Here is a 12,052-nt window from a genome sequence, read left to right as displayed (position 1 = left end):
ATGAACCTGAGCGAGGCTCCCTTGTTGGCGCAGCAACTTTTGCCGGCCGACCAGACGCTGGTGGACGGCGTACTGGCCGGCCAGCGGCGCTCGCTCGCCAAGGCCATCACGTTGATCGAGTCGACGCGGCCTGATCATCAGCAGCGCGCCCAGCAAGTGCTGAATGCGCTGTTGCCGAGTACCGGCAAGGCGATTCGCATTGGTATTTCCGGCGTACCGGGGGCGGGCAAGTCGACCTTCATCGAGGCACTTGGCGTCTGGCTGATCGAACAGGGCAAGAAACTGGCTGTTTTGGCCGTTGATCCATCGTCGTCGGTTTCCGGCGGCTCGATTCTCGGCGACAAGACGCGGATGGAAATGCTCTCGCAGCGCGAGGAAGCCTTCATCCGTCCAAGTCCGTCATCTGGTTCGCTCGGTGGCGTGGCCGAAAAATCGCGCGAAGCCATGTTGCTTTGCGAGGCTTCCGGCTACGACGTGATCATCATCGAGACCGTCGGTGTCGGCCAGTCGGAAACGACGGTGGCCGGCATGGTCGATATGTTCTGCCTGCTGCAATTGCCGAATGCCGGTGACGATCTGCAGGCGATCAAGAAGGGCATTGTCGAAATCGCCGACATGGTGGTCATCAACAAGGCCGATATCGACAAGCAGGCCACTGCCGTCGTCCGCGCCCAGTGGCGCAATGCGCTGCACATGCTGCGCCCGGCCTCGCCCAACTGGTCGCCGCCGGTCATCGCCTTGAGCGCCCTGCACAAGGAAGGCATCGTCGATTTCTGGGAGCAGGTCGAGAAATATCAGGCCGCTCTCAAGCCGACCGGCGAATTTGCTGCCAAGCGCCAGCATCAGGCGCTGAGCTGGATGTGGCAAATGATCGACTCCGGCCTGCGTCAGCATTTTCGTCATCATCCGCGCGTGCAGGCCAGCCTGCCGGCGCTGACCCTCTCCGTTGAACAGGGCCATACGACCCCGGCAGCTGCCGCGTATGCCTTGCTTGACTACCTGAAACACTGAAGTTCCGAATTACCCGATCCACTTAGGGAGTTTTCTATGCATGACATCATCCGCCAGCTGGAAAAAAAGCGTGAAATGGCCCGCCTTGGCGGTGGCCAGAAGCGTATCGACAGCCAGCACAAGAAGGGCAAACTGACCGCCCGCGAACGTATCGAGCTGCTGCTTGACCCGGATTCCTTCGAGGAATGGGATATGTTCAAGGAACACCGTTGCGTCGATTTCGGCATGGATCAGGCCGAAAAAACGCCGGGTGATGGCGTTGTTGTCGGTTACGGCACGATCAACGGCCGTCTGGTATTTGTCTTCTCGCAGGATTTCACCGTGTTCGGTGGTTCGCTGTCGGAAACTCACGCCGAGAAGATTTGCAAGGTGATGGACCAGGCGATGAAGGTTGGCGCCCCGGTAATCGGCCTCAACGACTCGGGCGGTGCCCGTATCCAGGAAGGCGTTGCCTCCCTCGGTGGTTACGCCGACGTGTTCCAGCGTAACGTCATGGCTTCCGGCGTTGTGCCGCAGATCTCGATGATCATGGGCCCCTGTGCCGGTGGCGCGGTCTACTCGCCGTCGATGACCGATTTCATCTTCATGGTGAAAGACTCCTCCTACATGTTCGTGACCGGTCCGGAAGTCGTCAAGACCGTGACCCACGAAGACGTGACCGCCGAAGAACTCGGTGGCGCCGTGACCCACACCAGCAAATCCGGTGTCGCCGACCTGGCTTTCGAAAACGATGTCGAAGCCCTCTCGATGCTGCGCCGCTTCATGAATTTCGTACCGGCCAACAACCGCGAAAAGCCGCCGGTTACGCCGACCAACGATCCGGTCGACCGCATGGATTATTCGCTCGACACCCTGGTGCCGGATAACGCCAACAAGCCGTACGACATGAAGGAACTGCTCGTCAAAGTGGTCGACGACAATGATTTCTTCGAACTGCAGCCGGATTACGCCAAGAACATCATCATCGGTTTCGGTCGTATCGACGGCCATCCGGTCGGTATCGTTGCCAACCAGCCGCTGGTGCTGGCCGGCTGTCTGGACATCAAGTCCTCGATCAAGGCGGCGCGTTTCGTCCGCTTCTGCGATGCGTTCAACATCCCGGTCGTTACCTTCGTCGATGTGCCGGGCTTCATGCCGGGTACGACGCAGGAATACGGCGGCATCATCAAGCACGGCGCCAAGCTGCTCTACGCTTACGCCGAATGCACCGTGCCGAAGGTCACTGTGATCACCCGCAAAGCCTACGGCGGCGCTTACGACGTGATGTCGTCCAAGCACCTGCGTGGTGACGTGAACCTGGCCTGGCCGTCTGCCGAGATCGCTGTGATGGGTCCGAAGGGTGCCGTGGAAATCATCTTCCGCGAAGAGAAGAATGATCCGGAAAAGCTTGCCCAGCGTGAAGCCGAGTACAAAGCCAAGTTCGCCAACCCGTTCGTGGCTGGCGCCCGTGGCTTCATTGACGACGTCATCATGCCGCACGCCACCCGCAAGCGCATCGCCCGTTCGCTGGCCATGCTGCGCGACAAGAAACTCGACAACCCCTGGCGCAAGCACGGCAACATTCCTCTCTGACCAATTTGGCATCGCGCATGACTTCGTTGGCTTCCTCGTCTGTTCCTCGCCGTGCTGGCGTACTGTCTCGTTGCAGCCAGCGTCGTCGCCTCGTCCTGCGCGCCCCAAATTGCTCAGTCACTCTGAATTGAGGGTTATACATGTTCACTAAAATTCTGATCGCAAACCGCGGCGAAATTGCCTGCCGCGTCATCAAGACCGCCCGCAAGATGGGCATCAAGACGGTCGCCGTCTATTCCGAAGCCGACAAGGACGCCCTGTTCGTCGATCTGGCTGATGAAGCCGTCTGCATTGGCCCGGCCGCCTCGAAAGAGTCCTACCTGGTGGCCGACAAGATCATCGCTGCCTGCAAGCAGACCGGTGCTCAGGCCGTTCATCCGGGCTACGGCTTCCTGTCGGAAAACGCCGCGTTCTCGCGTCGTCTGGAAGAAGAAGGCATCAAGTTCATCGGTCCGAAGCATTACTCCATCGCCAAGATGGGCGACAAGATCGAATCCAAGAAGCTGGCCATCGAAGCCAAGGTCAATACCATCCCCGGTTACAACGATGCCATCGCTGGTCCGGACGAAGCCGTCAAGATCGCCCAGGGCATCGGCTATCCGGTGATGATCAAGGCCTCCGCCGGTGGCGGTGGCAAGGGTCTGCGCGTGGCCTACAACGATGCCGAAGCGCACGAAGGCTTCACCTCCTGCGTCAACGAAGCGCGCAACTCCTTCGGCGACGATCGCGTCTTCATCGAAAAGTACGTGCTCGAGCCGCGCCACATCGAAATCCAGCTGCTCGGCGACAGCCATGGCAACTACGTGTACCTGAACGAGCGCGATTGTTCGATCCAGCGTCGCCACCAGAAGGTCATTGAAGAGGCGCCGAGCCCCTTCGTCGATCCGGAAATGCGCAAGGCGATGGGCGAACAGGCCGTGGCTCTGGCCCGTGCCGTGAATTACGAGTCGGCCGGTACGGTCGAGTTCGTCGTCTCCGGTGCGACCAAGGAATTCTACTTCCTGGAAATGAACACCCGCCTTCAGGTGGAACACCCGGTTACCGAACTGATCACCGGCCTCGACCTCGTCGAGCAGATGATCCGCGTCGCTTACGGCGAAAAGCTGCCGCTGACCCAGGCTGACGTGAAGATCAACGGCTGGTCGATGGAGTGCCGGATCAACGCCGAAGACCCGTTCCGCGGCTTCCTGCCCTCTACCGGTCGTCTGGTCAAGTTCCTGCCGCCCAAGGAAACGACCGACGCCAATGGCACCACCCGTGTCGATACCGGCGTGTACGACGGTGGCGAGATTTCGATGTTCTACGATTCGATGATTGCCAAGCTGATCGTGCACGGTAAGGATCGCGCCACGGCCATCGCCCGCATGCGCGATGCGCTGAACGCCTTCGTCATCCGCGGCATTTCCTCGAACATTCCGTTCCAGGCCGCGCTGATGCAGCATCCGGCTTTCCACTCCGGCATTTTCGATACTGGCTTCATTCCCAAGTACTATCCGACCGGCTTTGATGCCTCGATGGTGCCGCACGATGATCCGGCGCTGCTGGTCTCGGTTGCTGCCTACGTCTATCGCGCCTTCACCGACCGTTCTGCCTCGATCAGCGGCCAGTTGCAGGGTCACGAGCGTCTGGTCAGCAACAACTGGATGGTGGTTCGCCTCAATGCCGAGGGTAACGAGCATCATCCGGTCACGGCGCGTCTGGTTCCCGGTGGCTATGACATCGAGTACAAGGGCAAGCATTACGAGCTGCGTTCGAGCTGGAAACTGGGCGAATCCCTCTTTGTCGGTACCTGTAACGGCCAGGAATTCACGCTGCAGGTCGAGCGTCACAAGACCAAGTACAGCCTGTTCCATTGGGGCACGCGTGCTGACTTCATGGTGATGAGCGCTCGTGCTGCCGAATTGCTCGCACTGATGCCTGAAAAGGAAGCACCGGATCTCTCGAAGTTCCTCCTTTCCCCGATGCCGGGCCTGCTCCGTGAGGTGTCGGTGAAGGTCGGTCAGGAAGTGAAGGCGGGTGAGAAGCTGGCGGTCATCGAAGCGATGAAGATGGAAAATATCCTCAAGGCAGACCAGGACTGCAAGGTGAAGAAGATTTCGGCGGCTGCCGGCGAAAGCCTGACGGTCGACCAGATCATCATCGAGTTCGAGTAATCCGGAATCCGGCCGTTATGGCCGGTTGACCGCAGCATTCCATTTTTTGGGATGCAAAAAGCCCGCCGCAAGACGGGCTTTTTGCATTCAGGCCGCCTGGCAGGCGTAGCGAATGAAGTCTACGCCGCGTTCGATCACGCTGGTCGGCAGCAAATGTTCGACTGAGGTTGATTCGAGTACCAGGCCGACGCCCAGGCGGGCTCCGGCGCTGATCGGCAGCAGGGCCGAGAGGGTTTTTTCGTCGCGCAGGATGAATACCGGAATCGATGGCTGGCGTGGGTCGTGCTGAGGAGTGCGCTTCAGTTTTCCAGCTTCGACTTGTTCCGCGAACCATTTCAGCCGGGCGGAAAGATGCCCGCCCGGGCCCGTTTGCAGGGCTTGCAGAATACCCAGTCGAACCTTGCCTTGAATCGATGCAGCAATCAGGCTGTTGGACAGATGCCGCCCGAGATTTTCCCCATTGACCCGGCTGGCTCGCCCGGCTTGCAGCATCCACTGTTCGCCGGGAATGACCAGTTCTTTATCGACGCTGCTGACTTGTCCGTCACCGTCTCGTTCATGGCCGAACATCGCCATCCGCTGGTAACTCAGCGGGGTGTGCTGGACTGTTTTGCCGGGCGGTGGACTGAGCAATTCTCCACGAATCAGTGCGAAGGCATCTGCGCCACCAAACACAAGCTCGATGGGCCCGGATTCCTCTGACTCGGTTTTAAACGGGTTGTGAAGGGCGCGGTTGATCTGCTCAAGCACGGCAATGCATGCCTGGCTGGAGAGTTCGCTACCCAGCTTGAGTGCTTCCGGTGTTTCACCAGCATTCAGGGAGTCGATGCGTTGGCGAATTTTCCGGCTGACATTGCGCACTTCGAGCCAGCGCGGAATACCTTCCGGCAGGGGGCCGCCAAACAGGGGGGAGAGATCAAGCAGCTGGGCTTTGGGCGAGTGGTCCGGGGTGACCTGGAATCCGGGGAGTTCGCGCCAGCGGCGGAGGGCACGATTGGCCACTGTCAGTTGACCGGTACTCATGTGATATGGGTCGGACAGTCGCAGCAGGTAAGCCCAGGAGAGGATGCCTGCGATATGCGCCGTACCGAGTTGAGGGAAATCCGGATCACTGACGGCTTGGCGCAACAAACCGTGGCGCTCCGCCTGGGCAAGGACCGAAAAAAGCAGGCGATCGATCAGCGGGGGGAGTTCGTGCGATGCCTGGAAATGTGCGTACTGCGCCAGACGGAGTGCTGTTGCGGCGCGGTGCAGATGCAGGCATTTGTCGGCCGGGGCAAAATGTGGTGCCCGCCTGAGAAAGGCAATACCGAGTCGAAGCCAGATGAGTTGGGTGATTTCGAAGGCACGCTGATCGTCTTCCGGCAGGGGCAAGGGTTTTCTGACAAACCGGGGGGCGACATCGGCCAGCAAGGGTACGGCGGCCGTACGCAGGATCGACAGGAGCTCGATGGCTTGCGTTGGCGGCATGATGGCGCCGTCGATTGCCTCGATCTGAAGCCTGATGGCAGCCAGCGTCTGGAGCGGCCGGGCATCGAGTTGCTCGGCCAGCCAGAGTTTGGCGGTCATTTTGTCGTGGAAGGCGGGGCTGATCGTTTTGCTTGGTTCAGGCAGGGTTAGCCAGTGCATACTTGCCTCTTTCAGCGGAGAACGAAATGAGTGGGTTCGAACACTATGGACAGGAACTGGCTGATCTTGATCACGAAATTCGCCGCTATGCGGCCATTTGCGGGGTGAGTCTTGAAAGGCGTCACGAGGTGGATGCTTGCCTGCGGGAGGAGCATGCCGATTGGGCTGATGACAAGGCGCGGCAATCGTTGAAAGGCTTGCTGATTTTGCGCATCAAGCTGGAGGCGGAGATGATCGAGTTGGGTTTTACGCCGACCCCGTTGATCCCGCCTCCCGTGGTTGAAGCCTGATCAGCCGTCGGCGTTGATGCGCTTGATCAGCGCCTGCAGCGTGGCTTCTGCCTGATCATTGTCGACTTGGCAGGTCCCTGCCGCATGATGCCCGCCACCGCCATATTGCAACATCAGCTCGCCGACATTGGTCTTGCTGCTGCGGTCGAGGATCGACTTGCCGGTTGCAAAGACCGTGTTCTGCTTCTGAACGCCCCACAGAATGTGGATTGAAATGCTGGTTTGCGGGAACAGGGCATAGATCATGAAACGATTGGTCGCCCAGATCGTTTCCTCGTTACGCAAATCGAGCACGGCGAGGTTGCCATGTACGGTCGTGCAGCGCTGGAGCTGTTCCTTGGCCTTCTCGGCCTGGTCGAAATAAAGTTCGACCCGTTCCTTGACGTCAGGCAGGGCAAGGATTTCGGCGATGCTGTGATTCCGGCAGTATTTGATCAGGTCCATCATCAGCGCGTAGTTGCTGATCCGGAATTCGCGGAAACGTCCCAGGCCGGTACGTGCATCCATCAGATAATTGAGCAGTACCCAGTCGGTCGGGTTGAGGATTTCATCGCGGCTGAATTGTGCCGAATCAGCCTTGTCGACCGCATCCATCATGTCGTCGGTGATATTCGGGAAAGCCTGTTTGCCGCCGTAGTAGTTGTAGACGACCCGTGCCGCCGAAGGAGCGTCGGCCTCGATGATGTGGTTCTTGCGCTCACCGGTATTGCGGATGGTTTCCGAGAGGTGATGGTCGAAAGCCAGGTGGGCAGCAGCCACATACGGCAGGTTGGTCGTGATGTCGCGCGAGGTGATGTCGACCTTGCCATCCTGCATGTCTTTCGGATGGACGAACTTGATGTCGTCGATAAGGTTCAGTTCGTTGAGCAGTACGGCGCAAACCAGGCCGTCAAAGTCGCTGCGGGTGACGAGGCGGAATTTTTCTTGGGTCATCGGTTGTCTCCGGGTGGCAAATGGCAGTCCGAATCAAAGCATAACGCCATTGGTCTGGCAGCGGAACGGGCTGCGACAACTTATTGCTGAATTGCGATGGCCTGTGTCGGGCAGGCGGCAACGCAGGCGCCGCAGCCGCTGCATTGTTCGTGATCGATTTCCGGTAAAGGGCTGCCGCCGAGGCGTGGCTGGAAGCGGATGGCGCGAGCATCACAGAAGTCGCCGCAAACACGGCATTCGACCCCCTTGTGCGGCAGACAGGCTGGGCTGATGACTGCCTTGTACGGCCAAGGCGAGCTCTGGGTTTCGGGGTTCAGTGCCATGGGCTGGCAGGTACGGGCACAGTCGCCGCAGAAGGTGCATTCGCCGCGCCTGAAATCGACGGTCGGGTAGCCGCCGTCACCTGCAATCAGAATGGCTTCCGGGCAGGCGCCCAGGCAATCGTTGCAGCGGGTGCAGGCATCGATGAAAGCGGCTTCGGCGAGCGCCCAGGGTGGGCGGATTTCGGCCTTTGGGCGCGGTCGACCGCGAAAGAAGCCGCGCCGCGCCAGATCGACCATGACTTACTTGCCTTGCTTCATCTTGTCGATCCCGCTCCGCAGCATCTGGTCGATTTCAGAACCCGGCTCGACTTGCGGCAGCAACTGTTCCCAGTAAGCGATGCCTTTCTTGTTTTCACCGGCTTCCATGGCGGCGGCACCGGCCAGGAACAGTGAGTGCGCATGCTTGGGGTCGAGCTTCAGGGCGCGCTGGACGAGTTCTAGCGGTTTGCCCTTGAGTCCCTTGCCGTTGGCCATGGCGACGGTTTCAGCATAGTTGGCGAGCAAATCCGGATCTTCGTTGACCAGTGTTTCAGCCTTGCTGAAAGCCTGTACGGCTTCGTCGTAGCGTCCCATCGTCTTGTAGGAGCGGGCCAGCATCAGCCAGCCTTTCAGGTCACCCGGATTGGCCTGCATCCGCTCGGCCAGCTTGCCGACCATGGCGTTGATCTGTTCCGGTGTCATCGGCGGCTGGGCGACAGTCTGGGTCGGATCGAGTGCCTTGGTGTTGCCGAGAATGCCGTAGCCCGCAAGGGACAGAATGGGCAGCAGCACCAGGATGGCAATCGCCAGCTTGCGGCTGGGAGCGTGGCTGGTTTGCGGTGTCGGCAGATCGGCAGGGGCGACTTCTTCCAGCAAGCGGCGCTGCAATTCGCGGTGAGCCTGGTCAAAATCGCTGGCCGATAGCGTGCCTTCGGTTTTTTCCCGTTCGAGCTCGGCCAGTTGATCCCGGAAAATGTTGAGGTTGAGCGCCTTGCGTTCGCTCTCGGTCGATTTCGGTGCGCGCAGGCCGAGCCACAGGGGCGGCAGGACGAAGGCCGCAACAACGGCGATGAGCAGTGTGGCGAAAATGGCGAACTGGGTCATTTTTGATCGATTTCCTTGAGCAGCGCCTCGGCGCGGCTGGCTTCAGCAGCCGACAGCGGCTTGTCCTCGGCGTTAATCCGGCTGGCACGGCGGCGCAGATAGTTGCGCAATGCCAGGATGCCGAACAGCATCAGGGCAATCGGGCCGCCCCAGAGCAACAGCGTAATCCCCTTGACTGGCGGGCGGTAGAGGACGAAATCACCGTAGCGGGTGACCATGAAGTCGACAATTTCCTTATCCGACTTGCCATCCTTGATCATGCTGCGAACTTCGCGGCGCAGATCCTGTGCCAGCTCGGCATTGGAGTCGGCGATGGTCTGGTTTTGGCAGACCAGGCAGCGGAGTTCTTCGGAAAGTTTTTGCAGACGCTTTTCGGCAACCGGATCGGCGGCCAGTGCAGCTTCATTGGCTGCCGAGGCAAGGGCGGCGGTCGACCCGATGAAATGGGCAAAAACGAAAGCAGCAATCAGGGCGCGGAAGTTCATTTATTCAACTCGGCAAGCAGTGGCATGATTTTCTTGCCGAGGATTTCAGGCGTGATCGGGCCGGTGTGTTTCATGCGGATGACGCCCGCCTTGTCGATGACGTAGGTTTCCGGCACGCCATAAACGCCGTAGTCGATGCCGACGCGGCCGTCGAGGTCCATGACCGTCAGCTTGTACGGGTCACCGTGGTCGGCCAGCCATTTATTGGCCCGCTGGAAGGCGAGTTTTTTCTCTTCCTCGGCTGGCATCTTGCTCATGTCGAAACCGCCATCGCCGCGAACTTCCTTGTAGTTCAGGCCGATCAGCGGCACGTCCACTTTTTTCGAGAATTCAACCAGGATCGGATGTTCGGCCCGGCAGGAAACGCACCACGAGGCCCAGACGTTGAGCAGCCAGACCTTGCCTTGCATGTCTTTCGGGCTGAGCGTTGTTTCGGGCTTGGCCAGCACATTCAGGCTGAATGTCGGGGCCGGCTTGCCGACCAGCGGCGATGGCACATCGCGCGGGTTGAGCCCCAGACCGACGGCGAGCAGGGCGACGAGGGCGGCAAAGCCGCCGAGAATCCAGAAATAACGGTTCATGCTTGTTGAGTTCCTGCCGGAGTTTGAGCGGGAGATGCCACACGCGATTTGGCGCGGTAACGGCGGTCGAGCATGGCCAGCAGGCCACCGAGTGCCATCAGCACACAGCCACCCCAGATCCAGTCGACAAAGGGTTTGTAATAAACGCGAACGGCCCAGGCACCTTCCGGCTTGTCGCGGTCGATCGGTTCGCCGAGCGAAACATAGACGTCGCGCAGGAAGCCGGCATCGATCGAGGCTTCGGTCATCGGCATTTGGGACGAATGGTAATTGCGCTTTTCAGGATTCATTTTGCGCTGGAAACGACCGTCGACCGCAAGATCGAAGTCGCCCTGCGCGGCAACATAATTCGGACCTTCAACCGCCTTCACGCCGTTGAAGGTAAAGCTGTAACCAGCCACCTGGACTGTGTCACCGGCTTCCATCTTGACGTCTTTTTCATCCTGGAAGCTGCTGACCATGGTGACGCCGACAACAAAGACGGCGATCCCAAGGTGGGCCAAATGCATGCCGAAGAAGCTGCGTGGCTGCTTGAACGATGCCGCCAGGAAGCTCTGCTGGCCGCGGGTATGCTGGACGCGCTGGGCGAAATTGAGCCCGGCGGTAAAGGTGATCCAGGCAGCAAGCAGCAGGCCCAGCGCGGTCAACGCGCTCCACTGGCCATAAACCAGCGGTAGGGCAATGGCGACGACGACGGCGGCGAGGAAGGCCCAGCGTACGGTGCGGATGATTTCCGGGACGGAGGCTTCCTTCCAGCGGGCGAAGGGGCCGATGCCCATCAGGAAGAGCAATGGCGTCATGACCGGGACGAAGACCGCATTGAAATACGGTGGGCCGACCGAAATTTTGCCAACACCGAGCGCATCGATCAGCAGCGGGTAGAGCGTGCCGAGCAGCACGGTGGCGCAGGCGACGGCGAGCAGCACGTTGTTGGTGAGCAGCAGCGATTCACGCGAAACCAGGCCAAAACGTCCGCCCAGTCCGACCTTCGGGGCGCGCCAGGCGAACAGGGCGAGGGACGATCCGATCACGGCGACGAGGAAAATCAGGATGAAAATGCCGCGTCGCGGATCGGTCGCAAAAGCATGCACCGAAGTCAGCACGCCGGAACGGACCAGGAAGGTGCCAAGAAGCGACAGCGAGAAGGCTGAGATCGCCAGCAGCACCGTCCAGTTCTTGAAGCTGCCGCGTTTTTCGGTGACCGCCAGCGAGTGCACCAGGGCGGTACCGACCAGCCACGGCATGAACGAGGCGTTTTCGACCGGATCCCAGAACCACCAGCCGCCCCAGCCCAGTTCGTAATAAGCCCACCACGAACCCATGGCGATACCGAGGGTCAGGAAACACCAGGCGGCGGTCGTCCAGGGGCGCGACCAGCGTGCCCAGGCGGCGTCGAGCTGGCCGGAAAGCAGTGCGGCGATGGCAAAGGCGAAAGCGACCGAGAAGCCGACGTAACCCATGTAGAGCAGCGGCGGATGGATGACCAGACCGAAATCCTGCAGCAGCGGGTTCAGGTCGCGTCCTTCCGCAGCGCCCGGCAGTAGGCGGTCGAACGGATTCGAGGTGATCAGGATGAACAGCAGGAAACCGAACGAAACCAGGCCGAGGGTGCCGAGCACGCGAGCTACCATGGTTTCCGGCAACTGGGCCGACAGCAGGCGAACGGCAAAGGCCCACCAGGCGAGCATCAGCATCCACAGCAACAGGGAGCCTTCGTGGCCGCCCCAGACGGCAGCAACGCGATATTGCAGCGGTAGCAGCGAATTCGAGTGCTGGGCAACGTAGACCACGGAAAAGTCGTTGGTGATGAAGGCCTGCATCAGGCAGGCGAAGGAGAAGGTGACGAGCAGGGCCAGTGCCGAGGTGGCCGGGCGGGCGACGGCCACCCAGGTCATGCGGTTCTGGTGGGCGCCGACCAGCGGCAGGATGCCGAGAATCAGGGCGACGAGCGCCGCGAGGATCAGCGCGAAATTACCGATTTCTGGAATCATG

Annotated in this window: 11 protein-coding genes; 4 read left to right on the top strand and 7 right to left on the bottom strand. The window is 60.1% G+C overall.

Features of this window, described 5'->3' with window-relative positions; translation table 11 throughout:
- The 3 genes from meaB (at position 1) to KI614_RS15470 (ending at position 4,736) form a co-directional block, all read left to right on the top strand.
- A complete protein-coding gene (gene meaB / locus KI614_RS15480) occupies positions 1-1,011 on the top strand; it encodes a methylmalonyl Co-A mutase-associated GTPase MeaB (protein ID WP_226406777.1) in 1,011 nt (336 codons plus the stop codon).
- Between the two features lie 36 nt (positions 1,012-1,047).
- Complete coding sequence (locus KI614_RS15475; RefSeq protein ID WP_203467922.1) at positions 1,048-2,583, top strand: acyl-CoA carboxylase subunit beta; 1,536 nt, start codon at positions 1,048-1,050, stop codon at positions 2,581-2,583.
- A gap of 140 nt (positions 2,584-2,723) precedes the next feature.
- Positions 2,724-4,736, top strand: a complete 2,013-nt coding sequence (locus tag KI614_RS15470) for an acetyl/propionyl/methylcrotonyl-CoA carboxylase subunit alpha (RefSeq protein ID WP_226406776.1) — start codon at positions 2,724-2,726, stop codon at positions 4,734-4,736.
- Between the two features lie 87 nt (positions 4,737-4,823).
- Here KI614_RS15470 and KI614_RS15465 read toward each other — a convergent pair whose 3' ends face one another.
- Complete coding sequence (locus KI614_RS15465) at positions 4,824-6,365, bottom strand: hypothetical protein (protein ID WP_226406775.1); 1,542 nt, start codon at positions 6,363-6,365, stop codon at positions 4,824-4,826.
- Between the two features lie 26 nt (positions 6,366-6,391).
- Between KI614_RS15465 and KI614_RS15460 the strand changes: the two genes are divergently transcribed.
- Entirely contained in the window at positions 6,392-6,655 is a 264-nt protein-coding gene (locus KI614_RS15460) for a hypothetical protein (RefSeq protein ID WP_226406774.1), read from the top strand.
- On the opposite strand, the gene KI614_RS15455 is transcribed toward KI614_RS15460, so the two are convergent.
- The 6 genes from KI614_RS15455 to KI614_RS15430 form a co-directional block, all read right to left on the bottom strand.
- Positions 6,656-7,588, bottom strand: a complete 933-nt coding sequence (locus KI614_RS15455; RefSeq protein ID WP_203467918.1) for an exopolyphosphatase — start codon at positions 7,586-7,588, stop codon at positions 6,656-6,658.
- Positions 7,589-7,668: 80 nt separating this feature from the next.
- Positions 7,669-8,148, bottom strand: coding sequence for a ferredoxin-type protein NapF (napF, locus tag KI614_RS15450; protein ID WP_226406773.1), 480 nt, complete (start codon positions 8,146-8,148; stop codon positions 7,669-7,671).
- Positions 8,149-8,151: 3 nt separating this feature from the next.
- Positions 8,152-8,994: a c-type cytochrome biogenesis protein CcmI gene (gene ccmI, locus KI614_RS15445; protein WP_226406772.1), complete on the bottom strand. Its 843-nt coding sequence runs from the start codon at positions 8,992-8,994 to the stop codon at positions 8,152-8,154.
- Complete coding sequence (locus KI614_RS15440) at positions 8,991-9,479, bottom strand: cytochrome c-type biogenesis protein (RefSeq protein ID WP_226406770.1); 489 nt, start codon at positions 9,477-9,479, stop codon at positions 8,991-8,993. Before KI614_RS15440 ends, ccmI begins: the two co-directional genes overlap by 4 nt.
- Complete coding sequence (locus KI614_RS15435) at positions 9,476-10,060, bottom strand: DsbE family thiol:disulfide interchange protein (protein WP_226406768.1); 585 nt, start codon at positions 10,058-10,060, stop codon at positions 9,476-9,478. The genes KI614_RS15440 and KI614_RS15435 overlap by 4 nt, the downstream gene beginning before the upstream one ends.
- Positions 10,057-12,051, bottom strand: coding sequence for a heme lyase CcmF/NrfE family subunit (locus KI614_RS15430; protein WP_226406766.1), 1,995 nt, complete (start codon positions 12,049-12,051; stop codon positions 10,057-10,059). Before KI614_RS15430 ends, KI614_RS15435 begins: the two co-directional genes overlap by 4 nt.
- Position 12,052 lies beyond the last annotated feature (1 nt).

The sequence above is a fragment of the Dechloromonas denitrificans genome, assembly GCF_020510665.1.
Taxonomy (GTDB): Bacteria; Pseudomonadota; Gammaproteobacteria; order Burkholderiales; family Rhodocyclaceae; genus Azonexus; species Azonexus denitrificans_B.
The sequence above is the reverse complement of the archived record's forward strand: the minus strand, read 5'-3'. Positions and strand labels throughout refer to the sequence as shown.

What these genes read in the sequence shown, in the direction of transcription:
- meaB (WP_226406777.1), top strand. Translation starts at nt 1, where the DNA reads ATGAACCTGAGCGAGGCTCCCTTGTTGGCGCAGCAACTTTTGCCGGCC.
- KI614_RS15475 (WP_203467922.1), top strand. Translation starts at nt 1,048, where the DNA reads ATGCATGACATCATCCGCCAGCTGGAAAAAAAGCGTGAAATGGCCCGC.
- KI614_RS15470 (WP_226406776.1), top strand. Translation starts at nt 2,724, where the DNA reads ATGTTCACTAAAATTCTGATCGCAAACCGCGGCGAAATTGCCTGCCGC.
- KI614_RS15465 (WP_226406775.1), bottom strand. Translation starts at nt 6,365, where the DNA reads ATGCACTGGCTAACCCTGCCTGAACCAAGCAAAACGATCAGCCCCGCC.
- KI614_RS15460 (WP_226406774.1), top strand. Translation starts at nt 6,392, where the DNA reads ATGAGTGGGTTCGAACACTATGGACAGGAACTGGCTGATCTTGATCAC.
- KI614_RS15455 (WP_203467918.1), bottom strand. Translation starts at nt 7,588, where the DNA reads ATGACCCAAGAAAAATTCCGCCTCGTCACCCGCAGCGACTTTGACGGC.
- napF (WP_226406773.1), bottom strand. Translation starts at nt 8,148, where the DNA reads ATGGTCGATCTGGCGCGGCGCGGCTTCTTTCGCGGTCGACCGCGCCCA.
- ccmI (WP_226406772.1), bottom strand. Translation starts at nt 8,994, where the DNA reads ATGACCCAGTTCGCCATTTTCGCCACACTGCTCATCGCCGTTGTTGCG.
- KI614_RS15440 (WP_226406770.1), bottom strand. Translation starts at nt 9,479, where the DNA reads ATGAACTTCCGCGCCCTGATTGCTGCTTTCGTTTTTGCCCATTTCATC.
- KI614_RS15435 (WP_226406768.1), bottom strand. Translation starts at nt 10,060, where the DNA reads ATGAACCGTTATTTCTGGATTCTCGGCGGCTTTGCCGCCCTCGTCGCC.
- KI614_RS15430 (WP_226406766.1), bottom strand. Translation starts at nt 12,051, where the DNA reads ATGATTCCAGAAATCGGTAATTTCGCGCTGATCCTCGCGGCGCTCGTC.